This is a genomic window from Mariniphaga anaerophila (assembly GCF_900129025.1).
GTDB classification, from domain to species: domain Bacteria; phylum Bacteroidota; class Bacteroidia; order Bacteroidales; family Prolixibacteraceae; genus Mariniphaga; species Mariniphaga anaerophila.
Genome location: NZ_FQUM01000005.1, coordinates 322,961 through 348,807, shown reverse-complemented (window position 1 = coordinate 348,807; position 25,847 = coordinate 322,961). Strand labels below are relative to the sequence as shown.

Annotated in this window: 20 protein-coding genes; 12 read left to right on the top strand and 8 right to left on the bottom strand. The window is 42.1% G+C overall.

Annotation, left to right across the window (positions count from 1 at the left end; translation table 11 throughout):
• Positions 1-47: 47 nt before the first annotated feature.
• The 4 genes from BUB08_RS12385 (at position 48) to BUB08_RS12370 (ending at position 4,733) form a co-directional block, all read left to right on the top strand.
• Positions 48-1,421 carry a DUF5723 family protein gene (locus BUB08_RS12385; RefSeq protein WP_073002181.1) on the top strand — a complete coding sequence of 458 codons (1,374 nt, stop codon included), beginning with the start codon at positions 48-50 and terminating at the stop codon, positions 1,419-1,421.
• A gap of 12 nt (positions 1,422-1,433) precedes the next feature.
• Positions 1,434-1,712 (top strand): DUF4834 family protein, encoded by a 279-nt coding sequence (locus BUB08_RS12380; RefSeq protein ID WP_073002180.1) that lies wholly within the window; start codon positions 1,434-1,436, stop codon positions 1,710-1,712.
• Positions 1,713-1,799: 87 nt separating this feature from the next.
• Entirely contained in the window at positions 1,800-3,335 is a 1,536-nt protein-coding gene (locus tag BUB08_RS12375) for a glycine--tRNA ligase (protein ID WP_073002179.1), read from the top strand.
• Positions 3,336-3,443: 108 nt separating this feature from the next.
• Entirely contained in the window at positions 3,444-4,733 is a 1,290-nt protein-coding gene (locus tag BUB08_RS12370; protein ID WP_073002178.1) for a glycosyltransferase family 4 protein, read from the top strand.
• A gap of 3 nt (positions 4,734-4,736) precedes the next feature.
• On the opposite strand, the gene BUB08_RS12365 is transcribed toward BUB08_RS12370, so the two are convergent.
• From BUB08_RS12365 to wecB, 4 genes are all read right to left on the bottom strand, one after another.
• Positions 4,737-5,675: a Gfo/Idh/MocA family oxidoreductase gene (locus tag BUB08_RS12365; protein WP_073002177.1), complete on the bottom strand. Its 939-nt coding sequence runs from the start codon at positions 5,673-5,675 to the stop codon at positions 4,737-4,739.
• Between the two features lie 142 nt (positions 5,676-5,817).
• The gene (locus tag BUB08_RS12360) at positions 5,818-6,378 is read right to left on the bottom strand and encodes an acyltransferase (protein ID WP_073002176.1); all 561 of its coding nucleotides are present in this window, start codon (positions 6,376-6,378) and stop codon (positions 5,818-5,820) included.
• A 59-nt stretch (positions 6,379-6,437) separates the two neighbouring features.
• Positions 6,438-7,559, bottom strand: a complete 1,122-nt coding sequence (locus tag BUB08_RS12355) for a DegT/DnrJ/EryC1/StrS family aminotransferase (protein WP_073002175.1) — start codon at positions 7,557-7,559, stop codon at positions 6,438-6,440.
• An 80-nt stretch (positions 7,560-7,639) separates the two neighbouring features.
• Complete coding sequence (wecB, locus tag BUB08_RS12350; RefSeq protein WP_073002174.1) at positions 7,640-8,716, bottom strand: non-hydrolyzing UDP-N-acetylglucosamine 2-epimerase; 1,077 nt, start codon at positions 8,714-8,716, stop codon at positions 7,640-7,642.
• Positions 8,717-8,914: 198 nt separating this feature from the next.
• Here wecB and BUB08_RS12345 point away from each other — a divergent pair, with 198 nt between their 5' ends.
• The 4 genes from BUB08_RS12345 (at position 8,915) to BUB08_RS12330 (ending at position 14,013) form a co-directional block, all read left to right on the top strand.
• A complete protein-coding gene (locus BUB08_RS12345; protein WP_175550000.1) occupies positions 8,915-9,790 on the top strand; it encodes a glycosyltransferase family 4 protein in 876 nt (291 codons plus the stop codon).
• Entirely contained in the window at positions 9,790-11,448 is a 1,659-nt protein-coding gene (locus BUB08_RS12340) for a D-glucuronyl C5-epimerase family protein (RefSeq protein ID WP_073002172.1), read from the top strand. Before BUB08_RS12345 ends, BUB08_RS12340 begins: the two co-directional genes overlap by 1 nt.
• Positions 11,449-11,566: 118 nt before the next feature.
• Positions 11,567-12,937, top strand: coding sequence for a Coenzyme F420 hydrogenase/dehydrogenase, beta subunit C-terminal domain (locus BUB08_RS12335; RefSeq protein ID WP_073002171.1), 1,371 nt, complete (start codon positions 11,567-11,569; stop codon positions 12,935-12,937).
• The gene (locus BUB08_RS12330; protein WP_073002170.1) at positions 12,934-14,013 is read left to right on the top strand and encodes a polysaccharide pyruvyl transferase family protein; all 1,080 of its coding nucleotides are present in this window, start codon (positions 12,934-12,936) and stop codon (positions 14,011-14,013) included. The genes BUB08_RS12335 and BUB08_RS12330 overlap by 4 nt, the downstream gene beginning before the upstream one ends.
• Positions 14,014-14,025: 12 nt before the next feature.
• Here BUB08_RS12330 and BUB08_RS12325 read toward each other — a convergent pair whose 3' ends face one another.
• Positions 14,026-15,510 carry a lipopolysaccharide biosynthesis protein gene (locus BUB08_RS12325; protein WP_073002169.1) on the bottom strand — a complete coding sequence of 495 codons (1,485 nt, stop codon included), beginning with the start codon at positions 15,508-15,510 and terminating at the stop codon, positions 14,026-14,028.
• A 66-nt stretch (positions 15,511-15,576) separates the two neighbouring features.
• On the opposite strand from BUB08_RS12325, the gene BUB08_RS12320 reads away from it, so the two are divergent.
• Together BUB08_RS12320 and BUB08_RS12315 are read left to right on the top strand one after the other, a co-directional pair.
• Positions 15,577-18,060, top strand: coding sequence for a YfhO family protein (locus BUB08_RS12320; RefSeq protein WP_083570745.1), 2,484 nt, complete (start codon positions 15,577-15,579; stop codon positions 18,058-18,060).
• Complete coding sequence (locus BUB08_RS12315) at positions 18,053-18,610, top strand: DNA-3-methyladenine glycosylase (RefSeq protein ID WP_073002168.1); 558 nt, start codon at positions 18,053-18,055, stop codon at positions 18,608-18,610. Before BUB08_RS12320 ends, BUB08_RS12315 begins: the two co-directional genes overlap by 8 nt.
• Here the strand turns inward: BUB08_RS12315 and BUB08_RS12310 are convergent.
• The 3 genes from BUB08_RS12310 to BUB08_RS12300 all read right to left on the bottom strand — a co-directional run bounded on the left by BUB08_RS12310 (position 18,558) and on the right by BUB08_RS12300 (position 22,697).
• The gene (locus tag BUB08_RS12310) at positions 18,558-19,997 is read right to left on the bottom strand and encodes an MFS transporter (RefSeq protein ID WP_073002167.1); all 1,440 of its coding nucleotides are present in this window, start codon (positions 19,995-19,997) and stop codon (positions 18,558-18,560) included. The genes BUB08_RS12315 and BUB08_RS12310 overlap by 53 nt on opposite strands.
• A gap of 102 nt (positions 19,998-20,099) precedes the next feature.
• A complete protein-coding gene (locus BUB08_RS12305; RefSeq protein WP_073002166.1) occupies positions 20,100-20,597 on the bottom strand; it encodes a response regulator in 498 nt (165 codons plus the stop codon).
• A 150-nt stretch (positions 20,598-20,747) separates the two neighbouring features.
• Positions 20,748-22,697: an Ig-like domain-containing protein gene (locus BUB08_RS12300; RefSeq protein WP_073002165.1), complete on the bottom strand. Its 1,950-nt coding sequence runs from the start codon at positions 22,695-22,697 to the stop codon at positions 20,748-20,750.
• Between the two features lie 168 nt (positions 22,698-22,865).
• On the opposite strand from BUB08_RS12300, the gene rnr reads away from it, so the two are divergent.
• Positions 22,866-25,043, top strand: coding sequence for a ribonuclease R (gene rnr, locus BUB08_RS12295; RefSeq protein ID WP_073002164.1), 2,178 nt, complete (start codon positions 22,866-22,868; stop codon positions 25,041-25,043).
• Between the two features lie 145 nt (positions 25,044-25,188).
• Positions 25,189-25,791, top strand: a complete 603-nt coding sequence (locus BUB08_RS12290; RefSeq protein ID WP_073002283.1) for a TetR/AcrR family transcriptional regulator — start codon at positions 25,189-25,191, stop codon at positions 25,789-25,791.
• Positions 25,792-25,847 lie beyond the last annotated feature (56 nt).

Sequence of the window (25,847 nt, the reverse complement as noted above, 5' to 3'; positions counted from 1 at the left end):
GCTCTTTTCGGTTTAAAATTATTTTTGCATGTTTAAGCACTTCGATTATGCCGTTTAGAGCAAAATTTATAGCGATTATTTCTCCGTTTCTCATTTTTGGAGGATTGTTTTTTGGCGCTTCGGCCCAGGAATCCGGATCGTTGTATTATTTGCCGGGAATACCACAAACTTCAAAGGAGAACCCTGCTTTTCAGAGTCAGGCAGGGAAATTGGTCATCGGGATTCCTTTTCTTTCCGGTGTTTCGGCGCAATGGAATTCCAGCGTGCCTCTTAATTCTCTGTTTTCAAAAGGGTTTAGCTACAGTTTTCACCGGTTTTACGATGCTCTTGATGAAACCGGCCATTTTCAGTCGTCTGCAGGGGCAGCAGTTTTTTTCGTCAGTCTGAAACGCAATGAATATTCGTTTAACTTTTCGGTTTCAGAGCGGGCATTTTCCGAAGGTATTTTCGATAGGGAAATAGTGCGTCTGATTCGCGATGGTACCGAAGTTTTTTTCGGGAAAGAAGAAAACCTGGGCGATGCTACATTTTATCTGACTCATTACCGGGAGGTGGCAGCGGGCGTTTCCAAGCAGTTGTGGAAAGGAATGAATATTGGAATTCGCCCGAAAGTGCTTTTCGGAAAGTTTTATTTTGAAGGCGAAGATTTGAATCTCTCGGTGAGAACAGACGCGGCTGCAGCCCGCCTGCTTGTACAGCCTGAAGGCAGTTTTACTCTGGCCGGTCCGTTAATTCACGTAAGAGATACACTTCGTAAATCATCGTCGTTTTACGCTGACTTTTCGCCCGGAGATTATTTTTTTCAACCGAAGAACATGGGAGTAGCGCTTGATATGGGCGTGGTTTTTCAACCCAATAATTTTTCCGAAGTATCTTTTAGCCTGGTAGATATTGGTGTTGTGGAGTTTGAACACAAAACATACAATGCCCGCTTTAAACGGCCTGCCATTTATTCGCCGGAGAAAACATATCAGTCGCATGACCCCGCGGGAAACAATTACCTGGAGCCGCGCGAAGCCATAATTGCTTTTGCCGATTCTGTTGCTTTTTTGACCGACGTGGAAAAAAGCGACTCGCACAACTTTTCTTCTTTACCTTTCAAAATTAACCTGGCCGGTAAATATATTTTTTCTGAAAAACTGACTGCCGGGTTCAGTAACCAGTTTAAATATTACAGGGTTCAGCCGCTTAATTTGTTTTCGGTATTTGCTACGGCAACATTAGACCCTAGATTCGCATTTTTTGGCAGCCTCACTTTGCTAAATACACAAAGCTTATTGCCTGGTTTTGGGGCAAGTTACACCAATAATCTGCTTCAGATATACTTTACAAGTAACAATATTTCAGGGATTATTCAGCCAATGGCACCAAAACAATTAAATTTGTCTTTTGGCATAAATTTATTAATTGATATTCAGTAAATACCAGAGAAAATGAATCTTTTCGTTACACTTTATGTTGTTAATTTTTTTCGAACGCTGATAATTATTGGTGTTATCTATTTTGCCATCAGGCTTTTTACGAGGTATGTGTTGCCGCTTATTCTTGAAAATAAAATTAAGGAGATGCAGCAGAAAATGCAGAATCAGCAGAAACAGCAACAGCGCACCGGAAAGCATGAAGGTGATGTTACCATTGAATACGATCAGTCGAAAAGCAATGTGCGTAACCGGAACGAGGGAGAGTATGTTGATTTTGAGGAAGTGGAGTAACTTCCGGCATGCTTGGTTTTTTCTTCTTTTTACAACAATCAATTTAATTCTATTTTTGTCGCTTAATTCATTCTGAAATTTAAATAAATGGCACAGGAAGACATCTTTAAGAAATTAGTAGCACACTGTAAAGAATACGGTTATGTGTTTCAGTCGAGTGAGATATACGACGGGCTGAGCGCCGTTTACGACTACGGCCAGTATGGTGTGGAATTGAAAAACAACATAAAAAAATACTGGTGGGACAGTATGGTTCTGCTGCACGAAAACGTGGTGGGACTCGATTCTGCCATTTTTATGCACCCTACCATTTGGAAAGCATCGGGGCACGTAGATGCATTCAACGATCCGTTGATCGACAATAAAGATTCAAAAAAACGGTACCGTGCCGATGTTTTGATTGAAGACCAACTGGCAAAAATCGAAGAAAAAATAAACAAGGAAATTACCAAGGCAAAAAAACGTTTTGGCGATGCCTTCGACGAAAAACAATTTCGCGAAACAAATCCGCGGGTTCTTGCAAATCAGAAAAAGTTCGACGATTTGCACGAGCGCTACACAAAAGCACTGAACGATAGTGACCTGAATGAACTGAAGCAGATTATTGTTGACCAGGAAATTGCTTGCCCCATTTCAGGAACCAGAAACTGGACAGATGTTCGCCAGTTTAACCTGATGTTTTCTACAGAAATGGGCTCTACTTCTGACGGAGCCATGAAAATTTACCTGCGTCCGGAAACAGCACAGGGAATTTTTGTAAACTACCTGAATGTGCAGAAGAGCGGACGTATGAAAATTCCGTTTGGTATTGCCCAAATCGGGAAAGCTTTTAGAAACGAGATTGTGGCTCGTCAGTTTATTTTCCGTATGCGGGAGTTCGAACAAATGGAAATGCAGTTTTTTGTTCGACCCGGCACCGAACTGGATTGGTTCAAAAACTGGAAAAGCACCCGTATGAAATGGCACCAGGCACTTGGTTTTGGCGAAGAAAACTACCGTTTTCATGAGCACGAAAAACTGGCGCATTATGCCAACGCTGCGGTAGATATTGAGTACAAATTTCCGTTTGGTTTTAAAGAAGTGGAAGGAATTCATTCCCGCACCGACTTTGACCTTTCGCAGCACGAAAAATATTCCGGAAGGAAAATTCGCTATTTCGATCCGGAACTGAACGAATCGTACGTGCCGTATGTTGTGGAAACTTCAATTGGCGTAGACCGTATGTTTTTGCAGGTAATTTCGGCAGCGTATTGCGAAGAAGAGCTGGAAAAAGATTCGCGCGTGGTGTTGAAACTTCCGCCGGTTTTGGCCCCGGTAAAACTGGCTGTTTTGCCGCTGGTTAAAAAAGACGGGCTGCCCGAAAAAGCACGTGAAATTATTGATAACCTGAAATTTGATTTCAACTGCCAGTACGACGAGAAAGACTCCATCGGGAAAAGGTATCGCCGCCAGGATGCAATTGGAACCCCGTTCTGTGTTACCGTGGATCATCAAACTTCAGAAGATAATTCAGTAACAATACGTTACCGCGACAGCATGAAGCAGGAGCGGGTAAATATTTCTGAATTGGGAAGGATTATCGGCGAAAAAGTTAGTATGCGTAATTTGTTCGAAAAGTTATAACTTTATTTTTTTCCGCGGAGGTGATTCGAGGCTGAGTTTTATTTTTTTCTCTGCCTCCACTTTCGCGGTTTTCTTTTTATAAAGTTGTTTTTACAATTTGGTGTTTAAATGAAAAAGGTTCTCATTATAACTTATTACTGGCCGCCAAGTGGCGGGGGCGGGGTAATGCGCTGGCTGAAAATGTCGAAGTACCTGCCCGGGCTGGGGTGGAAACCGATTATTTACACCCCTGAAAATCCCGATGCATCGGTTGTTGATGAAAGCCTGGCAAAAGAAATTCATCCCGAAACAGAAATTGTAAAAACGCCCATTTGGGAACCCTACGAAATTTTTAGAAAGCTGACCCGGAAAAAGAAGGGGGAGAAATTTAAGGCCGGGTACATTTCAGAAGCTTCGTCGGGCGATTGGAAAAGCAAGCTTTCGGTTTTTATCAGAGGGAACTTTCTTATTCCCGACCCACGTAAATTTTGGATAAAACCTTCCATCAGATTTCTTTCAAAATACCTGGAAGAAAATCCGGTTGATCTAATTGTTTCTACCGGGCCGCCGCACAGCATGCATTTGATCGCACTCGAACTGAAGAAAAAGTTTGATACGCCGTGGATTGCCGATTTTCGCGATCCGTGGACCGATATTGATTTTTACAACAAACTCAGGTTAACAAAGTGGGCAGATAAAATACACCGGAACCTGGAGCTGGAGGTTCTCGAAAAAGCAGACCATGTTGTAACAGTAAGCCCCAATTGTGCGAATGATTTAACCAAAGTTCCCGGGAAGAGAGTTGAAGTAATCAACAACGGGTTCGACCCGGAAGATTTTGAAGGGCTGGCGACTTCTCCTGATGAACAGTTTTCGATTACTCATTTCGGGGCATTTAATCGCGACAGAAATCCGGCTGTTCTCTGGAAAACACTTGGGGCGCTTGCTGCCGAGAACCACGATTTCAAAGAAAAGCTACGCATTCGGTTGATTGGCCAAACCGACGATTCGGTTATCCAAAGCATTGAAGAGAACGGGTTGAAAGATAACCTGATTCAGATGGATCATCTTCCCCATAAAAAAGGATTGGCAGAGTTGGCCGGTTCGCAGGTTTTGCTTTTGCCCATTAACGATGCTCCCAATGCACGCGGAATTTTACCGGGGAAAATGTATGAATACATGGCATTAAGGCGGCCAATCCTGGCCATTGGGCCTACAGACTCTGATTTTGCACAAATTCTTGCAGAAACAAATGCCGGAGCAGCCATCGGTTTTAATGACTCTTCCGGCATGAAAGCTGTTCTGAACAATTATTTCATGCTTTTTCGTGAGGGAAAACTTCAGGTTCAATCTGCTTCGGTGGACAAGTATTCACGAAAGAACCTGGCTCAAAAGTTTATCTCTCTGGTTGAAAAATAGGTTTCAGGCTTTTTTCAGAAACGGATGGTAATCGCCTTTTAATCCAAGCGGCACTGCATTCCTTACATAGTCTGTTAATTCAATGCTTTCACGCGCATCGTCAATCCCAAAGCCGTTGCCATTCAGAATATTTTGGTAAGTCACAGTATGCAGGTCGGTAAAGCCCCCGCTGAACTCTATTTCTTTGCCGTCAACTGTAATGGAGCGGTAAGTGCGCATTCCTTTTTCCGTTGCCTGGGGCGGAAGGTCGGAGTAATCGAGGCTGAGGAACCATCTTACTCTGGCTTTTTCAAGCTGAAGAAAGCCGGCAGCTTTGTGTGCATCGTAGTGATGAACGATGTTTTCTTTGACCCCTCCGAAAATCCAGGTAATCATGTCGAAAAAGTGAATGCCGATGTTGGTTGCCACGCCGCCCGATTTTTTCACATCGCCTTTCCAGCTTTTCAGGTACCAGTTTCCGCGTGTGGTTATGTAGCTTAAATCAATGTCGTACATTTTGTCTCCGGCTTTGTCAATCTCTTTTTTGAGTGCCAGAATGGTGGGGTGGTAGCGGAGTTGCAGAACAGTGAAAACCCGTTTTCCGGTTTCGGCTTCAATATCTTTAATAATGTGCATGTCTTCAGGGTAAATAACCAGCGGTTTTTCGCAAATGGCATTTGCGCCGTTTCGCAAAGCAAACCGAATATGCGAAGGGTGCATGTAGTTTGGCGTGCAAATGCTCACGTAGTCAATGGGATTTCCCTGCCGGCGGATGTCGTCCATGTATTTGTCGAGGTTCTCAATTTCGAGGAAAAATTGAGCATCCGGAAAATAGCTGTCAATTCTGCCCATTACGTCGAACCTGTCGGTAGCACAAACCAGATCGTTTCCGGTTTCTTTTATTGCTTTCATATGGCGGTCGGCAATGTAACCTGCCGAACCTATTAATGCAAATCGTTTCATCTGTAAAATTTTTTTTATTTCTGAATGTCGCAAAAAATTGAAGACATTCAGGAACTTACCTAAATTTTAGTCATCCCTTTTTGTGATTTTTGAATGAAGAAAATTCATGTTCGTTTCTTATTTTTTAGCTGCGCTTTGTTTTTTATAAAGGTCTTAAAAATCCGTTGGTTAAACTATATTTCTCGCCGGTTTCGGGGCAGATGAGGTCGTCGCCCAGAATTGCTCCCGACTTGCTTACCCAACCTTTTTGCCGGGCAGGAACACCAACCATCAATGCAAAAGGTTTTACGTCTTTTGTAACAACAGCACCTGCGCCAACAAAGCAATATTCGCCGAGAGTGGTTCCGCAAACAATGGTAGCATTGGCGCCAATGGTTGTACCTTTTTTTACGAGAGTGGTTTTAAACTCCTCTTTTCGGTTAACAGCGCTGCGCGGATTAATAACATTGGTGAAAACCATGGACGGGCCGAGAAATACATCATCTTCGCAAACCACACCTTCGTATACAGAAACATTGTTTTGAACCTTTACATTATTCCCCAAAACAGTTTTGTTTCCCAGAAAAACGTTTTGTCCCAAAATACAGTTTTTGCCTGTTTCTGCCGTTCCCATAACGTGGCAAAAATGCCAGATTTTTGTGCCTTCTCCAATTTGAGCGCCTTGGTCAACAACCGCAGTTTCGTGGATAAATGTATTGTTCATGTTTGTATTTCCTTCCTTTTTATTGGTTTTTGCTTTTGATAAATTGGCAGGTATTGAAACTATTTTTTGAAGAATTCTTTAATTGAATCAGTAATGTGCAGCAGTTGCCTGCCGGTTAATTCGGTGTGCATAGGCAGCGAAAGTACTGTTTTTGCCAGCTTTTCGGCCACCGGAAAGTCGCCCTTTTTGTGCCCCAGAAATTTGTAGGCTTCCTGCAGGTGAATAACTCCCGGGTAATAAACCATTGCCGGTATTTCTTTTTCTTTCAGAAACTGTTGCAATTCGTCTCTCTGTTCGGTTTGGATGGTGTATTGGTGAAAAGTGTGTGTGCTGTATGTTGTTCTTTCAGGCAACCTGATTTCTTTAACTCCGGTCAGATGCTCGTCGTACCAGGTGGCTGCCTGCTGCCGTGCTTTAATATGCCGTGCGAAATGCTTTAGTTTTACACTTAATATGGCTGCCTGAATACTATCCAACCTTGAGTTAACACCTATTCTTTCGTACTGGTATTTTGCTTTCATGCCATGGTTGGCAATGGAACGAACTGTGGCAGCAAGCTGTTCATTGTCGGTAAAAACAGCGCCGCCATCTCCAAACGCGCCCAGGTTTTTCGACGGAAAAAAAGAGTTGCATCCGATGTGTCCCACGGTTCCGGCTTTCTTTTTAGACCCGTTATCGAAAATGTATTCGGTTCCCAGTGCCTGGCAAGCATCTTCAATCAGAAAAAGGTTGTGTTTTTTTGCCAGTTCCAGCATGGGCTCCAGGTGAGCGCATTGCCCGAAAAGGTGTACCGGAAGAATCGCTTTGGTTTTTTTGGTGATGGCCTTTTCAACTTCCGCTTCATTTAAATTAAATGTGCCGGGATGTACATCTGCAAAAACGGGCTTCAGTCCCAGCAATACAAGTACTTCAACTGTTGCAATAAAGGTAAACGGCGTAGTAATAACTTCGTCTCCCGGCTGCAGCCCCAGCGCCATAAAAGCAATTTGAAGGGCATCGGTGCCGTTTCCGCAGGTGATTACGTTGGTGTTCAGGTATTCGGAAAGTTCGGTTTCAAATTCGAGAACTTTTCCGCTTTTTATAAATTGGGTTGATTTTATAACTTCCTGCATGGCAGTGTCAATTTCCTCTTTCATGGTGAGGTACTGCCCGTAGGTGTCGCACATGTGAATTTTGTTCATAACATCTTTTTTAGCGCAGAGGCGCTGAATATTTTGATTTGCAAAATTAACTTTTCCCCGGCCTTCCTGTCTTTTTACGGCTACATTTCTTTTAGAAACGATGCAACCTTCTCTGCTGCATTGCCGTTACCGTATGGTTTCTCTGCAAAATTCAGGATGGAGTTTTGCAGTTCGGTTGCTTTTTCGAGAATTTTGTTTTTTTCAGCACCTACCAAATGATTGTATCCCAAATCAACCAATTCAGTCCACTCGGTTTCATCGCGGGTAACCAAACACTGTCTCTCAAAAAAGAAGGACTCCTTTTGCAGTCCGCCGCTGTCGGTAACCACAAATGCGCAGTGCTTCAAAAACTCTATCATGTCAAAATACCCCACCGGTTCCACCGGCTCGAAGCTGAGTTTGATGTTTTCGCGTTCCAGTATTTTTTTTGTCCGTGGATGAAGCGGAAGCACAATTTGGTATTGATTGCTCAATTCGTTCAATGCTTCGGTAATTGCTCTTAGACGATTCAAATCATCGGTATTTTCCTGCCGGTGAAGCGTAGCCAGTATCAGTGGTTTTGAATTCCGCTCGAGCGTGTTGAAAACAGTGGCGCGGTTACTTGAAATCCGGCTGTAATAGAGGGCAACATCGTACATCACATCGCCGATGTTTTCAATTTTTGCGTCGAAGTTTTCAAATCCCTCCCGATGCAGATTGTTCACAGCCGTTTCGGTGGGGCAAAACAGCCAACTGGAGATTCGGTCGGTTAAAATGCGGTTGATTTCTTCAGGCATTTTCATGTTGAAACTTCGCAGTCCGGCCTCTACATGTGCCACCGGAATATGAAGTTTAGCAGCGGCCAGCGCACCTGCCAGCGTGGAGTTGGTGTCTCCGAAAACCACAACTGCAGAGGGTTTTTCGGCTACCATCACTTTTTCTGTTTCTTCCAGCATGCGGCCGGTCATTGCCCCGTGGCTAAGCGAATGGATGCCCAAATTGTATTTAGGCTTGGGGATTTCCATTTGCCGGAAGAAAATTTCGGCCATGTTTTCGTCGAAATGCTGGCCGGTATGCACGAGCACTTCATCCAGATTATATTTTTTTAGCGCGCGGCTGAGGGCTGCTGCTTTTACGAATTGCGGCCGCGCGCCTACTATGGTAAGAATTTTTGGCATAAATTCAGAACTTTATTTCAAAGATTATCAAAAGTACTATTTTTGAGTATTAATATGGAGGGCAAAAAAAATATACTGTTTGTTTACACAACCTTTTCGACATTTGTTAGAACGGATTTTAATATTTTGTCTGAAAAATATGAGGTTGTCAAATACGGGTTTAAGCCACAAAAAGGACTTTTGAAAACTGCAGTTCAGATGGCGCGGCAATTTGTTTTTTTCCTTTTTAATATTTGGAAGTTTGATGCCGTTTTTATTTGGTTTGCCGATCTTCATTCTTTCCTCCCGGTACTGTTTGCAAAAGTATTGAAGAAAAAGTCAATTGTTGTGATTGGAGGTTATGATGTAGCACGGATTCCTGAACAAAACTACGGGGTCTTTTCTAATCGGTTACGGGGATTCTGCGCTATTTTTTCAATGAATAACTGTTCTCTTAACCTTACTGTTTCAAGTTTTGTGGATAGAAAAGTAAAATGGATTGCAAAAAAGTCAACCCGGAAATTACTGTACAATTGCGTGAATTTGCCGGTTTCTGGCTCTTCAGAAAAAAAGAAAGATTTGATTTTGACTGTTGGGTTGATTGATTCTGAGCGTACTTACTATCTAAAAGGCATTGACACGTTTGTTGGATTAGCAGCGCTTTTGCCTCAATACAAGTTTGTAATAGTAGGTGCTGAAAAGCGTGTTAAGGATGCGCTGTTAGGCAATTCGCCTGCTAATTTGCACGTTGCAGAGCCGGTAAATCATGGTGCATTGAATGATTATTATAAAGAAGCAAAAATATACTGCCAGTTATCACGTTCCGAATCGTTTGGTGTTGCTATTGTAGAAGCCATGAATCAGGGGTGTTTCCCTTTGGTGACAAATGTTGGCGGTATGCCGGAAATAGTTAAAGGCTACGGCATTGTCGTAAAAAGAGATCTGTCTGAAATATCCGGAACAATTGAGAAAGTCATTCAAAATAACACTCCCGTTAGTTCCGATTTGTTTAAGGTGGCATTGAAGCCCTTCCTTTTTGAAGCGAGGAAAAAACGTTTGCTAGGTGTTGTGAATCAACTAATAAAAATTGAGTAATGACGTTAGCATCTTCATTCAAAAAGAATTACATGCTTGTAATAAGTGCCCTTATTCTGCTTGTAACCGAAACAGCACATGCGCAAAAGTTATTTCGTTATAGCTGCCAGGCAGACCGGGTTAGTATTGAAGAGTTTGAATCATCGCGAACATTTGATAAGAAAGGGATTATTTTATCCGATAAGGAATATCATCCGCTGTCGATTGCCCGTTTTGGATTACTGGCCTACTACAAATTCGAAGACACGCGAGATAGTGCGTATTTTTATAAGTGTGTAACCCAGGCTGATTATTTTAAAGACGATAGAAAAGTACATTCATTATTTCAAGGAAAAGGAATTGGGCTGCCGTATAATTTTAAATTCTGGGATTTGGAAGCGCCTTGGTACTCCGGCATGACGCAGGGATTTGCAATAAGTTACCTGCTAAGGTATTATCAACTAACACACGATGAAACAATTTTGCCGGTTATAAAAAAAATAGCCTTTGTCCTTTTAGCACCACAGGAGGAAGGAGGTTCCATCTCAACCACAGAAGAAGGGTGTACTTGGATAGAGGAGTATCCCAATTCAAAGAAATCGAAACACGTGTTAAACGGATTTATTAATGGTTTAATAGGGTTATACGAATATTGCGCCTTCTTTCCCGAAGATAGTGTTGCCAAGCAAGTTTTTGAGGAAGCTTATGAGTGTATGTTAAAAAGTTTGGAGCTTTATGATACGTCAAAGTGGAGCTATTACGATAGAAGTAGAAGATCGTTAGCTGATAACTATATGTGGTATCAGATTTATGAGATGAAGCATTTGTATGAGATGTTTCAGGAGCCCATTTTTGATTATCAGATGAGGATTTGGTCAGTTATGCTTTCTGGTAGGATGGCAAACAGAAAGGCAGATCAGATAAAGTTTGTAAATCGTTACAATTCGGAAAAAGCAGAGAAAATGAACGATTCTTTGTTTTCTGTTTCAATGAAACCAGCGCAAAACCGCATGCCTGATTCGTTGGAGGTTTTACAACTGAAATCAAAAAAGGATATTCGGAGATTTTGCAAAGGGAAGGACATTAGGACAAAAGAAAGATCAAAGCTGTCATATATCCTGTTTTTGTCGTCTGTTTCCGATAGTGCCGATTATGTTAAAATGACTTTTAATGACAGTGAAATAAAAGAATATAAAGTGACGCTGCATAGAAGGGCTGCACGGGGGATCTCTGAAAATGATACAATTGGAGTAACCAAATTCTTTAATAACAATGAACTTTATTTGGTTTTTCCAAAGATGAGTATTTCTGAGATTGCACTGAAAGTTGAAAACAGAAAGCCGTTTAGCCTGGCTGTTTTGCAAACTGATTTTTTTGATACCTCGCGTAGTAAGAAGCCTTTTTTTGCGCATAGCACATTTCCGGGAATGAGGTTAAAAGAGGGGGAGAAGTATATGGTTTCCCTTCCTGTATTCAACACTGAAAAAACTGTTATTTTCTATAAATCTGCGCATACAGAGAAAGCTCTGGCCAATGCCAAATGGAAAGCTATAAATACAATAAAGCCCAATAGTGAATTCATTTCTCCGGAATACGGGTTTTATTCTTTTATGGTGGTTTACGATTGGAAAAATCCGCTTTCTATGGTGGGAAAACTACAGATTTCTGAGCAGAAATAAATCCGGTATTATTGCTCTTTTGTAAATCCCTCGGCAGAAACTTTTAATTCTTATATCTTTGTTTGTGTACGGCATTCAGTTCGAAAGGCTGAAAAAAGCAAAAAATATAAATTTATAAATGGCTAATATTCCGAAAGTCGTTGAAAAGGTTGTGAACCATGAAATGTGTACCGGATGCGGACTTTGTGTTTTTGAATGTCCGTCCAAAGCAATAGAGATGAGCTGGAATGAATCCGGCTTTCTGGTTCCAAAAGTGGTTGGCGAATGCGATGACAATGGCAGGTGCTTAACTGTTTGTCCATTTAATCCTGTTCCGGAAGAGGGAGTTAAAACAGAAGATGAGCTTGCCGAAAAGTTTTTGGCAGAAGATATTCATCATCATGCGAAAGTCGGAAAGTATAAGGGAATTTATGCCGGGTATGCAAACGAATACCGGCTTTCGTCATCTTCAGGCGGTCTTGCAACATATGTTTGTTCTGAGTTATTGGAGCAGGGGTATGTTGATCATATTCTTTCCGTTAAAGAATCGCAGTCGGAAGGCAGGTACTACGAATATGCAGTTAGCAGTAGTAAAAAGGAGATTGCCGCTTCTTCAAAAACAAGATATTATCCGGTTACTCTCGGAACAATTTTTTCTGAACTTGACAAGCTCGAAGGGAAAGTGGCAATTGTTGGGGTGGCTTGTTTTGTAAAAGCAATTCGTTTGTCTCAATACAAAAACCCTGTTTTAAAAGAAAAAATTCCGTTTTTGATTGGTATAATTTGCGGCGGATTGAAAAGCCGTTTTTATACCGAATATCTGGCGCAAAAAGCAGGCGCTTCTCACGGGTTTCAGCAGCCACAGTATAGAATAAAAAATGTTGAAACCAGCGCCGGAGACTATTCCTTCGGTTGTGACGATGTGAAAACACACGCACATAAAACGATTCGAATGAAGACCGTTGGTGATATGTGGGGAACCGGTCTTTTCAAGTCAAATGCCTGCGATTTTTGTGATGACGTTACTTGTGAATTGGCAGATATTTCGTTAGGTGATGCCTGGATAAAACCATACCACCTGGACGGAAAAGGAACAAACCTTGTAATTACCCGCTCCCACTTTGCAGATGGTCTTATGGTTCAGGGTATTCAACAAGGGAAACTGAGTTTGGAGAACCTAAATATTGAAAGTCTTTTGCTTTCACAGAAAGGTAGTTTTAATCATAGGCACACGGGGCTTTCTTTTCGTATGAGAAGTGCGCAAAAAAATGGGGTGATGGTTGCCCCCAAAAGGTTCGATCAGGAAAAAGTCTCGTTTGATTTTAAAATAGTTCAGAAACTCCGGATGAATACACGCAAAAAGAGTTTAGTCTTGTGGGAAAAATATTCCAATGCATCCATTTTTGATGAGAAAATGAGTTTCCCTTTAAAAAAGCTAAAACTTGCAACTGCATTTTACCATTACAAAAAAGCTGCACTGAACAAATTAAAACTAAATAGGCCTCAATGAAAGTTGGAATTCTTACTTTTCACCATTCTAATTACAATTATGGTGCTGTTCTACAGGCGTTCTCCATTTATAAGCTTATAGAAACAATGGGTTATGAGTCGCATATTATTAATTACGCGCCGGAGCCAACAACGTTCCGAAAAAGAGTTGCGGCAGGAGTAGTTGCAATGTTAGGAACTGAGTTTAGAAAGTTCAGAAAAAAATATATTCCCGGGATTCTTCAAAAGACAAATACCTTAAGTGAATTAAAGCAGCTTAATGAAAGTTTGGATGTGTTTATTGTGGGTAGTGATCAGGTTTGGAGGTTCAGGCGAGACGCCCAGTCGATGTTTAGGTATTACCTGGATTTTGTAGACGACCAGAAGGCCAAAATTGCGTATGCTGCAAGTTTTGGGGTTGATTACTGGGAAGCCGGAGATGAGGTTACCCGGGAGATTAAAACTCTGGTTGGGAGGTTTAGTGCAATTTCTGTTCGCGAAGAAACCGGTGTGGAGATTTGTAGAAATGTCTTTGGCGTTGAATCCGTTTGTGTTTTGGATCCTACCCTGCTTTTAGAACCGAAATTTTTTCATGAGCTGGCAGATAAGAAGACAGTCAGAAGTTCTGAAAAGCCGGCGTTGGTTTACATGTTTCTGGATGATTCTAAAGAGAAAGAAGCTTTTTTTAAAGAAACAGCAGCAAATCATCATTTAAAATTCGTCCGTATTAACGGGAAGAAGTTGGTTCCCAAAAAAGGATTTTTTCTTTTTAAAAGTGTGAATTCATGGTTGAGTAACATCAAGCATGCTGAGATAGTTGTTACCGACTCTTTTCACTGTACTGTGTTTTCAATCATATTTAAGAAGAAGTTTATTTGCCTTGCAAACAAACACCGTGGAGTTACCCGCCTTGAAAACCTTTTGAAAATGGTTCACCTCTCAAACAGGTTGATATTCGATGTTAATCAGTTGGATGAAAAATTATTACAAGCAGGAATCGACTACCAGCAAGTGGAGAAACTTTTATCTGAAGAGAAAAACAAATCTATTGGCTTCCTTAAAACAAATCTGGAAACGGTAAAACAAAGTATGAGCTAACAAATTGTTTTATTATTTCAATTTGGACAGCAATGAATCAACTACTTTTTTTACCGTTTGGTTGGCTTCTGAAGAAACGTTTAGCCCAATAATAATTGCTCCGAATACTAGGCTAAAAGCACAACTTTTTGCTAAAATATTCCAAACAAGAGGCAGTTCTGGTATTAACCCGCTTACAACGTACGCCGGGAAAAAAGCAGCAAAAACCAGTAAAAATTTGTAGTTGAATGGCTGAAGTTTGAATTTTATTCTTAAAAAAACGAATCGAATTAAATTGTTAATGGCAAATGATAATGCTATTGCGATTGCACCTCCTGTTATTCCCCAGATTTTGATAAGAAAGAACATACTGGCGACTACCAGAACAATAAGGATAAGAATGAAATACAACGCCACTTTGTAATACTTTGAATATGCAATAATATGTGCGTTTGCTCCGGTTGCCATGTCAATTAAATAGGCCAGCCCAATAAAGAAAATTACCCATTTGGCTCCTTCGTAATCAGGCCCGAGAATAGTGAGAATATTATCAATGTTAATCCAAAGTCCGCCAAAAAGGAAAGCGCCTATAATAAATTGGTTCAGGCAACTTTTCTTGTACACATCGCTAATATATTTGAGGTCATTTTTTTTCCATGCATCGGCAATTAGTGTTCCTGTAATGCGTAAAAGCGGTCTCGACGGAATAATGACCAACGTTCCGAAAAAGAATGCAATGGTGTAAATACCGGTGGCGCTTAACCCGAGCATTTGGTTAACCAGAATTTTATCGATGTTGAAAACAATGCTGCCGCCCAGTCCCGAAAGGATGCTGTACGCTGCCACACTCACCATCTCTTTTCGCAATTTAGGATAGATAAAGTTCAACTGTGGCCTGAAGTTGATTTCACCTCTGGCTAGCAGGTAAAAAAACAGTACAATCCCTTTTATGCAAACCGCACCAGCGTAGGCCAAAATGAGCTGATGAAGATTGAGAACACCTAGTACAAAGAGTAGCGTAATGCTGAAAATCAATATTCGTTGTAAAAACTCCTGCAAAAAAATGCCGAAAACAGCGTTATATAACAGCTTGTTAAACGTGTCGAGTTGAACAAATAACAATGAGAAAAAGGTTAGAGGAATCAGCAGATCGATGTAGTCTGAAAACATTTTTGATTTTTCCAGATTGCTTTCAACAAGGTAGGGTTTGAAAAAGTCGAAGAAAATGTAGAATAGCAGAAATCCGACAAGTATAACAGCAAAAGCAATAAAGAGATATCCGTTGTGTCCTTTGCTTTTATCTCTGAAATAAGGAAATAACCGGGAAGTTACACCATGAAACCCCAGCGATGAGAATTGGGCAAAAAGCAGGGACCACGACAGCAGCAATCCAAACAGTCCGATGGTATCAGTACTCAGGTAATTCGGGAAAAGGTAAGCAGTGGTAACAAAGCCGATTGCTACGCCTAAATACGACCAGATACTTCCTTTAATACTTTGTTTAATGATTATTCCCATTTATGCTGCCAGATTTTTTTTAATCCCTATTTTTGTTTGACCCATTTTTAAAGAAAAACAATTTCTATGGCAAAGATAAACGGCTTCCGTAATATTTTAATTAATCTGGGAATTATCCTGTTTTTTATTGTTTTAAGTTATGCATACCTGTCGCCTCTCCTCGAAGGGAAAGTGCTTCGTATGGATGATATTGAACACCACAAAGGCATGTCGAAAGAACTGGTCGATTATCGTGAAAAAACAGGCGAGGAGGCGGTTTGGACAAACAGTATGTTCGGAGGAATGCCGGGGTATATGATTTCTGTGGTTTACCCTGGAAACCTTGGGCGTTATGTTGCCAAGCCCATTCGAAAGATTTTTTCAACGGCTTCTTTTCTAATTCTTTATTTGATTGGTTTTTATGTACTGCTTTTAAGTCTGAAAGTGAACCGCTGGCTGAGTGTCGCCGGCGCAATCGCATTCGCTTTTTCTTCATATTTTCTGATTATTCTTGGCGCCGGACACATGTCGAAGGCCAATGCCATTGCCTGGCTGGCTCCGGTAATTGCCGGAGTATTGCTGGCTTTTAGGGGAAAGCCGGTTGCCGGAACTTTGCTGTTTGCGGCGGCTTTTTCGCTGGAATTGCTGTCGGGTCACCTTCAGATTACGTACTACGGCTTTTTAATGATTGCCCTGCTGGGGCTGGTGGAACTGATTTTTGCCATTCGTGAGAAAATGTTGCCTGCTTTTTTTAAGTCATTGTTGTTTTTGCTGGCAGGAGCTGTTATTGCCATTGGAATGAACTTTTCGAGGCTTTACACATCCTGGGAATATTCTAAAGAGACAATTCGCGGGCCATCGGAGCTTACCTCAAATAGTGAAAATAAAACAAGCGGACTCGACAAAGATTATGTAGTGCAGTGGAGTTACGGAATTGATGAGACGTTAACGCTTCTTATCCCTAATTTTAAAGGGGGAGGCAGCCTGATAAATCCAGGAGTCGATTCGGAAAGTTTCCGGGCTTTACAAAGTCAGGGAGTCCAAAATCCACGGCAGACCATTCAGGCAGTGAGCATGTACCACGGCGACCAGCCGGGTACTTCCGGGCCGGTGTACGTGGGTGCTATTGTTATTTTCCTTTTTGTACTGGGGCTTTTTGTATTAAAAGGGCGAATTAAATGGTGGTTGGTTTCGGCCACTGTGATTTCAATCGTGCTTTCCTGGGGAGGAAATATTATGTGGCTCACCAGTTTTTTGCTCGATTATTTGCCTTTTTACAATAAGTTCAGGGCGCCAAGCATGACTTTGGTAATTGCTGAATTAACCATTCCGTTACTCGGAATAATTGGCTTGAATGATATTCTTGCCGGGAAAGTTGACAAAAAAATCTGGCTTAATGGCCTCAAGTGGTCGTTTGTAATAACAGGCGGAGTTTCTTTGCTGTTTGCTGTAATGCCGGGTATTTCAGGAAGTTTTACCAATGCAACGGATGCCATGCGTTTTCCCGAGTGGCTGATGGATAGTGTAATTGCCGACCGGAAGAGCATGTTCCGTGCCGATGCATTTCGTTCATTCCTGTTTATTGCACTTGCTGCCGGAGCGCTCTATTTGTGGCAAGCAAAAAAAATAAAAACAGTGCCGTTGGTTGCGGTTGTCGGCGTTCTTATTCTCGTGGACTTGTGGGCTGTTGATAAGCGTTATCTCAATAACGATAATTTTGTTCCAAGTCGTCAGGCTGAAAACCCGTTCCCCATTACCCCGGTTGATCAGGCAATTCTGCAAGACAAGGACTTGTATTACCGGGTTCTTCCGTTGCAAAATCCGTTTCAGGATGCGCGCACTTCGTATTATCACAAGGATATTGGCGGTTACCACGCTGCTAAGTTGCGCCGTTATCAGGAACTTATCGGGCATCATATTCAACCCGAAATGCAGCGCATGGTTGCCGGGTTGCAGGCCGGTTCTTCCATTGATTCGGTGTTCGGTCAACTGCCGGTAATTAACATGCTTAATGCCCGTTACATTATTTTTGATTTGAAACAGGCGCCTATTCGCAACCCGCATCCGCTGGGGAATGCCTGGTTTGTTTCAGATTTCAAGATGGTTGGAAATGCCGATGACGAAATCAAGGCCATGGAAAGCTTTAATCCCGAACAAACGGCTATTGTTGACCAACGGTTTATGCAACATGTGCAAGGAGTTACAGTTGCTAAAGATGCGGCGGGGAGCATTGAATTGACAGAATATCAGCCCAACTATCTGAAATATAATTATAGTGCGGCAACCGAGCAGTTTACCGTTTTCTCGGACATCTATTATGATAAAGGCTGGAATGCTTATATCGACGGAAAGCCGGTTTCTCATTTCAGGGTGAATTATGTGCTGCGTGCATTAGTTGTTCCGGCCGGTAATCATACTATCGAATTTAAGTTTGAACCGAAATCGTATTACACCGGGAATAAAGTTTCGTACGCCAGTTCATTCCTGCTTCTCCTTGCTATTTTAGGATATGCAGGCGTGCAAGTCAGAAAACGTAAAGCGTTGTTGAAAGACAATGGCGAAGATGAGTAGAAGACTGCCGGCCTCCTTTTTCCGGCGTAGTGTTTTGGATGTTGCTCCCGACCTGCTGGGAAAAGTTCTTGTGCGGAAATTCGACGACGAAAATCTGACGCGGTATGTGATTACTGAGGTTGAAGCTTATAACGGGCAGGGCGATTTAGCCTGCCACGCCAGCAAAGGGAAAACACCGCGAACAGAAGTGATGTTTCGCGAAGGAGGCTTGGTTTATGTTTACCTTGTTTATGGAATTCATTGGATGCTTAATATTGTAGCCGGGCGGAAAGAAGATGCGTCTGCTGTTCTGATTCGCGGGCTGGAAAACATTGAAGGCCCCGGAAGAGTTGGCAAAGAACTTCTTCTCGACAAATCGTTTTACGGCGAAAATCTGTCTGTGTCGAAACGAATCTGGATTGAGGATTCAGAGGTAGAATTAGAGTATGCCACTTCTCCCCGCGTGGGAATCAATTATGCCGGAGAACCATGGGTGAGCAAACCCTGGAGGTTTGTTGCTACTTCCCTAAAACAAACCGGTCGTAAATCCACAGAAAAACAACAGCCATAACAGCTACGCCGGCATAAACCATCCAAATATCTGAAGGATTGTAGTTGGTCCACAGAAAATTCGTAAGTTCCTGTCCGGTCATCCCCATTTTTTCAGCAGCCATTGCAATGTAGTCGTTCTTTGTAAACTCGGCCGAGATTTCTGGCAGAGAGATTCCTCTTAGCGCCACTTCCTTCTTCAGCAGAAAAAGATCGTCGGCAATGCGTTCGTAAACTCCTCCCGACAGCCATCCTGCCAGCTGGTGTCCGGCAGCAATGGGTAAAAACGAAGTTCCCATGTAGAGCGCTTTTTTATCTTCCGGAGCAATGCGTCCAACGTATTCGGTAAATTTTGGCGAACTGGCCATTTCTCCTAATGCAAATACCAGAATGCCAAGTAAAATAAGCCAACTGCTTTGGTTGGAAAACATAAGGCCAAGGCCACCGGCCAGAACCAGAATCCCCCCCATCATTGCTGCCAGCGGGCGAAAACGCATAACAAATGCCGATACAACTAACTGAAAAACAATAATAAAAAAGGCATCCATACTGCCAAGTGTAACTGCTGTAATTGTTCCCTGCGGAGTTCCGATTGCCTCTGCCAGCCATGGCCAGACAGAATGTATTCCGTTGTAAAGTGCCGAAGTATCAATCCACTGGTCAACAAAAACCGGGAAGGAATAATACAACTGGTTGAATGCAGTCCAGAAAAGAACCATGATAATCAGAAATAAAACATATTTCCAGTTTCGAAGGGTGATTCCGATATTAACAAAAGCCTGAACAATACTTTTCCCCAACGAGCCTCCCTCTTCTTTTACAACCGGTTCGCGAAAGAAAAATGCCGTTACAAAATAGTTAACAGCCATTGCAATAATTGACATGTGGAAAACAAAGTCCCAAGATTTTTGCATCAACACACCGGCAATAAAAGGGCCGATGAACCCGCCAATGTTAATCATCATATAGAAAATGCCAAACCCGATTGACGAGGTTTCTTCTGTCGTGTTTCGGGCAACCATGGCCGAAATAATCGGTTTAAACAGTGCTCCTCCGATACATGTCCAAATAAACGCAAAAAACATCCAGCCAAAAGTTTCAAAGCTGCCAATCATGTAAAAGCCGGTGATGTAGATGGTAAACGACAGAAAGAGGATGCGTTTGTATCCTACTTTGTCGGCAATGGCTCCGGTTATTACGGGCAAAAAATAGAGCAACATCGAACCGGTTCCCATAATTATCCCTTTTTGTGCCTGGGTGAGCCCGAGTGCGCCAGTGTCTTTGGAATTGACAAGATAAAGGGCAAATGCCATGTAAAAACCGTACCAGGCCCAACGTTCAAACAGCTCAATAACATTCGACGCCCAGAATGTTGTATTGTATTTTTTTATAACCGAAACAAAACCCATTGTTCTTCACTTTTTGAATTGAAGCGCACAAGGTAGTTAAACAACGTAAAAGATTAAAACCCGTTGTTAAAATATTTAGGGAAAAATAAAGGAAGAGAGCCGTTAAAGTTTGAAATCTTCCAGGAAGATGGTCATTAAAATAATAATCATAATGGTAAGAAAAAGCATAATGAAAAAACCAACAACCCCAATCTGGAACCCTTTTTTTACTTTTTCTGATCGTGTTGAAGACACGATATATTCGATAGAGTGCAGCAGGTTTTGGGGTGCTTTCTCATTTTTTTCGATGTAGTCGGCAGCGCCCATTTTCATTATGTTTACAGCCACTTCCACATCGTTCTGTCCACTTAAAAATATAAAGTCGATTTCAGGATGATCCAACTGAACTCTTTTCATCAGTTCAAGGCCGGTAATCCCGTCGAAAGAGTAGTCTAAAACAATGATGTCGGGCTTACGAAAAATCTCTTTCAGACACTCCTCTCCTGTTTTGAATGTTTTTAAATTAGTGAACTTTTTTTGCTTGAGGTAACCAACTATCAAATCTCTGTAAATAACACTATCCTGGACAATGTAAATAAGCGGATTCTTCGTTTTTTGCATAGCAGCCCGATTAATTGTTGACGGTCATAAAAATACCACAAATTTTCTCAGAAATCAAACATACAGAAAATTATAATTGCAATCAATCAGATCTTTATGTATCTGAGAAAAAACGTAAATACCCCGGCGCTTCTCTATTTTGGTTGCTTTTTACATTCGGGTGGGAGATAAACCGCCCGGCTGAAACATGTTGTTGTTTTGTTGCTCGCCTGTGTTAAATTTTTGCTCGCTCTCTTTACGCGCTTTTTCTTCGGCTTCTTTTCTGCGTAGCTCTTCAAGCTCTCTGTCTCTGATGTCCTTTTTAAAATCAGGGGCAATGTCCAAATCCCAGTTCAGGTTGGTGTCAAAGTTCGACCTAATTTTTATTACTTCATTAATGTAGGCTACCCTTTCCGGTTGGCTTCGATCCTGGTAACTACCTGTGGTCCATTTTCCGTCGCCGTTGCTATCAAAAATTACCTTTATTTTATATTTATCCGGAGGCAGGTATTCGAAAACTACTTTGCCGTTTTCTGAAGTTATTTTTTCCTGCAATACTTTTTCACTGTCTTTGTTTTCCAGCAATTGAATCAGCACCTGTCCGTCAACATTGGTTAGCTCCAGGTTAATGGTGCCATAATAATCATCGGGCCGGGTTTTAAAAGATGAAGACAGCTTTTTGCTCGAAATGCCGTAAATGTTAATACATGCTGCCGAATCAATTTCAAGGGTGTAACTGGTTTCTCCTTCCCAGGGAAACGCAATTCGGTAAGTTCTCCACGCAACCGAATCCTGAATAAATTTAAACGGAAGCGTTTTTTTAAGCGTATCTTCCGTAAGGTAAACAGATATGGCCGCCGGATCGATGTATTTTATCGGGTGTGGCGAGGTGAGCAAAATATCTTCGTTTATATTGAACGCAGAACTGCTCAGGTTGGTTGTCCAGTTAAACTGAGGTACTGGTGGCGGGCCTTCCTCTTCTTCGTCGTCACGCGATCTTCTTCTCTTTTTCTTGTCTTCTTCTTTTGGCGCAAACTGCATATCAACAGTGTCCTTTTTTACATAAAGCTGCATTGCAGAATCAAGCTGAAAATAAGAAAGCTCCATTCTGATGTTCTCTCTTTTTGCCAGCGTGGTATCGGCAATCCACATGGTGAGCGAATCGTACTTCAGGTTGGGCTCCAGTACATACCAGTCTGGAACAACCGTGTCAACAAGTTGAATGGCGAAGGAATCGCTAACCGACTCGTTAAAAACAAAAGTGGCCTGGTAACGCGAATCTCTTTTGGATTTTTTCAGGTACTGGTCAAATATCTCTTCGGTGAATTGCTTCATGTAAATGGGTTGCGGCAAGAAATGGACATGACCCGCGATTAACAGCGAATCTGCTCCCGACGCCATTGTATCGGCTTCAGCATGGAAGTGTGCCGACGGAATTACCAGCGTGTCGTGAAATGCAATTTCTTCAGCTCCTTCGTTGTAACGCATGTCGTTGTTCAGGTCGTTAAACGAAAAAAGATGGTACTTCCCGGATGCAATATTGTCGAAAAGGAACAGTCCTTCTTCATCGGTTTTGGCAATGTAATTTGGTTTTACTGTATACACTGCCGAATCGTGCAGGTTTTTGTGAAGCAGAACAAGTGTGTTTTCAATCGGGTTGAGATTGAACCCGTTTGCGACTCTTCCCGCTACTCTCAACGTGTCGAGCCTGTCGCCGGTTGCAAACGAAAAACGCAGGCTTTCGTATGGGTTTCTTTCATTGTTGTCAACAATCGAATTCTTAAAATCGAGCGAATAAGTTACGCTGTCCTGCAATTCTTCGTTAAACTTTACAATCAGCGTTTTCGATTTGGTAAGAATCGTAACGCGTTTTTCCAGTGGCGGCGACACAACAAGCATTTCTGAAACCTGATCGGGGATAATGAACTCGTCGAAGGTTAGTCGCACTTCTTTCCCGTTAAAATTGAGGGATTTGTATTCGGGCTGAGTCCCGACCAATACCGGAGGAATTGAGTCTTTAGGGCCGCCGGTGGGCATTCCCTGGTTGGCACACGACGAAACAATCACGACCCAGGCAAATCCTGCCACAATAAAATATGGTAATTTGTCAAGTATTTTCATTGGTAAAAAAAACGTACCACAAACATACAAATTCCTGCAAACAATGCATGTTAGGTGTTGTTAAATAAACCAAAGACAGATTTGAAAAATTAAGAAAAGATAAAGTGAAAAGTTCGGTCTACTTGGAGGATTTAAGTTAACTTGGCACTGTTTTTTAATGAAAAACCAATGGTCAGGAAAAAGAAAAAAGAAAGCAGAAAACTGAAAAAATCAGTCACATTCAATAAGAAAAAATTAAAAAATGCCATTCTTTCGGCATTATACGAAGAGCCCGGCAGGGTGGTTAATTACAGACAAATATCTTCATGGCTTGGGGTGAAAGACACCGAAGGGCGCCATCTTATTAACGTTGTTCTCGAAGAGATGAAGGACGACGAATATCTCGAACAAATTTCGCGCGGCAGATACCGGCTGAAAGCTAAAACCGGAACAGTGTGTGGTATTGTTGAACTTCAGCCCCAAGGTTTTGCTTATGTAAACAGCGATGAGATGGATCGTCCGGTTCTGGTTTCATCCCGCAACCTGAAAAATGCCATGGATGGCGATAAGGTGCGGCTGCATTTGTATGCGCGGCGGAAAAAGCATGATTTGGAAGGCGAAGTTACCGAAATTGTTGAGCGGGCTAAAACCATTTTTGTAGGAACCGTGGAGATGTCCCGGAATTTTGCATTCCTTGTTCCGGCCGGGAAAGCCGGGTTCGATATATTTATTGCTAAAGAAAACCTGAACGGTGCAAAAGACGGACAGAAAGCCATCGCCGAAATTACCGAGTGGCCGCCAAAAGCCCGTAGTCCGTTTGGAAAAATTATTGAGGTGCTTGGCGATACCGGAAACAACGATGCCGAGATGCATTCGATTTTAGCCGAGTTTGAACTGCCGCATAAATTTCCGGAAAAAGTAGATAAAGTAGCAGAGAAAATTCCCTTCGAAATTCCGGAGGAAGAGTATAAAAAGAGGCGCGACTGCAGGGACGTAACTACGTTTACAATCGACCCTGCCGATGCTAAAGATTTTGATGATGCGCTTTCGTTGCGTAAACTGGAAAACAACAATTGGGAAGTGGGCGTTCATATTGCAGACGTTACCCATTATGTAACACCCAACTCGCTAATGGAGGCAGAAGCCCAAAGCCGGGCCACTTCGGTTTACCTGGTAGACCGGGTTGTGCCTATGTTGCCCGAGCGGCTTTCCAACGGCGTGTGTTCGTTGCGGCCCAACGAAGACAAGCTTTGTTTTTCTGCTATTTTTGAATTAACAAACGATGCCCGGGTTGTGAATGAATGGTTCGGTAAAACCGTAATTCATTCTGATAAACGTTTTGCCTACGAAGATGCCCAGGAAATTATTGAAACCGGGAAAGGTGAGCTCTCCGCAGAAGTTTTAACACTGAACGAGCTGGCGAAGAAACTACGGGAACAACGGTTTAAAAACGGCGCTATCGCTTTTGAAAGAGTAGAAATAAAGTTCAATATCGATGAAGACGGAAAGCCGCTTTCTGTCTATTTCAAAGAGGCGAAAGAGTCAAATCAGCTTATTGAGGAGTTTATGCTTTTGGCAAACCGAAAGGTGGCCGAGTTTATTGGTAAACCCGAAGGCCGGAAAAAGCCAAAAACGTTTGTTTATCGTATTCACGACAGGCCGGACCCGGACAAGTTGGAGTCGTTTAACTCTTTTATCCACCGCTTTGGATACGGAATCGAACTTCAGTCGGCAAAAGCCATTTCTAACTCGATGAACCATTTGCTGACCCACGTGAAAGGGAGAAAGGAGCAAAATGTGGTTGAAACGCTGGCAATCCGAACCATGGCAAAAGCAGAGTATTCTACCCGGAATATTGGGCACTACGGGCTGGCGTTTGACTATTATACCCATTTTACTTCGCCTATCCGTCGTTATCCCGATATGATGGTGCACCGGTTGCTGGAAAAATATCTGGAAGGCGGGCGTTCTGCCAACGAACAAAAATTTGAAGATTTGTGCAGGCACTCTTCCGACATGGAATCCCGTGCTGCCAACGCCGAGCGCGCTTCCATTAAATACAAACAGGTGGAATTTATGCAGGGGCATGTGGGCGAAGAATACCCGGGAGTTATTTCCGGAATTACCGATTGGGGAATTTATGTTGAGTTGGAAAACAAAATTGAGGGGATGATTCCTATTCGTGAACTGGACGACGATTTTTACATTTTCGATGAAAAAAATTATGCACTGGTTGGCCGGCATAATCATAAAAAATACCAGTTGGGCGATGATATTCCGATAAAGATATGGCGCACTAATCTCGAGAAAAAGCAGTTGGATTTCAGATTAGGAAGCAACGATAAAAATGTAGATAAGCAAGTGTAAGTGCGCTGAAATTAGTTTGTTGTGCTGTTTTTAGAGGTTGTTTGAGGCCGTCGCTTTTTTGAACCAATAAATAAAAAGGCGTTTCGGGTAAAATAAATATTTATATTTGTTTACATTTTTTATGCATCAAAAAAGGGAATTGAAAATGCAGACCAACATCGAAAATGGCACAAAAAGAGATCATAACCGGGAGAATATCCTGAAAATTGCACGCGAAATATTCAGTAAATACGGATACAAAAAAACAACACTCGACGACATTGCCAATGCCGTGCGAAAAGGAAAAAGTTCGCTTTACTATTATTTTGCCAGTAAGGAAGATCTGTTTCAGGCAGTTATTATGAAAGAGGTGGAGATTCTGGCGCACGAGCTGGAAATTGTGATAAACCGAAACACCGATCCCATTGATAAACTGCGCGATTACGTGCTTACCAAGCTGACCACTTTTCGCAGCCTTGCCAATTTTTATCACGCGATAGAAAGTGAAGTGACGGCCATTGAATTTATTGAGGAAGTAAAACGCCGTTACGAACAGGACGAAGTTAGAATGATCAAACGTATTTTGATTGAAGGCGTGCGCAAAAATGAATTCGAGATTTATGATTTTAACCTGGCTGCCACCGGAATAACAACTGCTATTAAAGGGCTGGAAATGCCTCTGACTGCCGGAAACTACGGCGCGGTAAACCTGGAGCGCAGCGTAGATATTATTCTTAAGATTATTTGCTACGGAATAATGAAACGTTAAAACAGAAGAAATTTAAAAGGGGGTAAAAAGAAAAAGGTCGGTTCATCAACCGACCT